Origin of the sequence: Pseudobacillus badius (assembly GCF_002189605.1) — a bacterium.
Classification (GTDB): domain Bacteria; phylum Bacillota; class Bacilli; order Bacillales; family Domibacillaceae; genus Pseudobacillus; species Pseudobacillus badius.
In genome coordinates, this window is record NZ_MWMM01000046.1 from 1 (window position 1) to 2,324 (window position 2,324).

3 protein-coding genes are annotated in these 2,324 nt (G+C 35.4%); all 3 read right to left on the reverse strand.

Annotated features, from left to right (window positions below; genetic code table 11):
- Nucleotides 1-146 precede the first annotated feature (146 nt).
- The 3 genes from B1A98_RS19865 to B1A98_RS19875 all read right to left on the reverse strand — a co-directional run bounded on the left by B1A98_RS19865 (nucleotide 147) and on the right by B1A98_RS19875 (nucleotide 1,893).
- On the reverse strand, nucleotides 147-461 hold the full coding sequence (locus tag B1A98_RS19865) for a hypothetical protein (protein WP_063384399.1): 315 nt from the start codon (nucleotides 459-461) through the stop codon (nucleotides 147-149).
- A gap of 113 nt (nucleotides 462-574) precedes the next feature.
- The gene (locus B1A98_RS19870; RefSeq protein WP_063384398.1) at nucleotides 575-1,198 is read right to left on the reverse strand and encodes a ParB N-terminal domain-containing protein; all 624 of its coding nucleotides are present in this window, start codon (nucleotides 1,196-1,198) and stop codon (nucleotides 575-577) included.
- 56 nt (nucleotides 1,199-1,254) lie between these two features.
- A complete protein-coding gene (locus tag B1A98_RS19875) occupies nucleotides 1,255-1,893 on the reverse strand; it encodes a hypothetical protein (RefSeq protein ID WP_063384397.1) in 639 nt (212 codons plus the stop codon).
- Nucleotides 1,894-2,324 lie beyond the last annotated feature (431 nt).

The window sequence follows — 2,324 nt, forward strand, 5'->3', positions numbered from 1 at the left end:
AGTTGCTATAACGAAAAACCCCTTGGTTTCCAAGGGGTTTTTCGTGTGCTACGGGTTGCTTTTTGAATGCAACATAATCATCATTATGTTGCATTGAGATCTAATTTAAAAATCACTTAATTCAACAGATACGTGCATTAGTTGAATTAGTCTTCGGAAGGTTTGCGAAATACTTTAATGTGTTGCTTTTTGATGTTAAAAGTAAACTCTATGTCCCAACCAGATTTTTTAACTTTAATAACCTCTTCTTTGAAGTAAAATACAAACGCCGTATCCAATTCTTCATCAACAATTAAATAATTAGGGGCATTATTCCACAGTGAGAACTCTGCGTTAGTGTATAGTTTCCAACCATTGTTTAACTCGTGCTGTTTCATGTGAGGTAGTTCATTAAATTTTTCCATTTGTTTTCTCCACGCTTCTTTTGGTGATTTTGGTTTTTCGTTTGATCCTTCGTTCATAGCCTGGCACCTTCCTATTTTTATAAATTTTTTATCTTTATTAAGTAACCTGCCCGGCCAACTTGAGAAGAAGCAGCCTCTAATTAAGTACCTAATTCTTGTTCGTCTCTACTCTATTTTTGATACGTTACAGGTACAGTTTTCATTTCTAGCTTTTCAGCTACAATATAGCGTCTATAACCATCTGTCAGAACCTTTGTTTCCCGATTAATTGTAATGGGCTCATCTAGACAGCCGTTCTCTTTTACATAGTCAATGACTTTCTGTGTTTTTACTGGATTCGGCCTTGTCTGTAAAAAAGTTTCGGGAACTTGAATCTGTTTTAGTGAAATAAAGTCCTCTGTTCCTTCCGGTCCTTTCGGCTTCTCTTCTGTTTCTGGTTCCTTTTTTTCTGGTTCTTTTTCTACTACGTCAGATTCTTTCTTCTTTTGTTTCTCCGGAATAATGGATACTTGGAAGCAAATTACACCAATTTCGCCTGGACAGTCGTCTACAGAAATATCTAAGGTTGGTTCTCCCTGCACCATAACCTTTTGCATTTGAATGTTTTCTTCCGTTAAACCAACTTTCTTTAACTGCTTCTGATTAATAAATACGGTATAAGTAATGGTCGAACTGCTCGGAAGACCTTTAGGTGCTGCCGGAGATCCACTCTCCTCCATATCGAATGTATAATAAGTCTCTTTTGAACGCAGCTCACTCACTGGCTTACCTGTTAGCGTAACTTTATGTGCCATGTCCTTTCCCCTTTCTTTCACAACAACGAACGCTTCATCTACATGAAAACTATTATTTAATCATCTTCAAAATCTTCTTTGATTTTCCTCTCAAAGTTCTCTTGAACATATTTTTTAATAAATTGTTCTCTCTTGTCCCTATCCTCTTCTTTACGAAAAAAGCCAACCCTTTTTATCCGTTCTTCTTCCGGTTGTTGTTTCCACTTCCCTAAAGCCTCATCTTCAAGTTGGGATCTAATTCGATGCTGCGTAATCATATCTGTTATTCTTTTATCTCTTTCTTGTTCCGGACTTGGTAGTGCTGCTAATAGCTCTTTTTTTAAAAGAGCCACCTGTGAATCATATTTCTTTTCAAACAAAACAGTTATTTCTTTTGCTATTTGCTCTCTTAGGCTCTCAACACTGATCACTTGTGAGTCATTATCTCGTTCTTTATGTAAAGGAAATGGGCGCAATTCAAAATGTTGAGGGAGACTTTCGAAAATAGCATCCAGTGACCATTTTTCTTTTCTCTTTTCTTTTATAAAAAGAGCGATCTTTAAATCCAATTCATCATAGGCTTTTTCTTGTGTACTAACCAATCGATTTACGTAATGGATTTGTTGTGCTTCCAATTTTTTAAACCAAGCATCTATTGTGTTATAATGCTTGCCTACTTGTTTAGAAAAATCGATAATCTTCCAATGCGTTTGCAAAAAACCACCCCATCACTTGTGAATCACACATCACTGATGAATCATTTTTTACTACTATTCCAGTTTAACAAACAAAGAAATCCAAGGTAATGATAATTCATAAATAATATGTGAATCATCATTGATTGGTAGCTCAAAAAATGAAAATAACCTTTCTTAGAATTTTTCCTTAAAAAGAGAGAAGAGCATAAGAGAAAAATGCTCCCACTTGGTGTGTGGGGTTAGGCAGAGCCTAACTTTTTCATGGGGACGTAAAAAACAGCAAAAAAATACTAAAACAATACTTCATCAATTAGGTGAAACCATACAAAAAAAGCGATTTTGCCCACACTATCCTTAGTGATCAAAATCGCTTTTTATAATTTAGGGAACTTAGAATACAAGTTCAATGTTTTAACTCATTAAAGAGATCCCCAAATAGCCTTTCCACC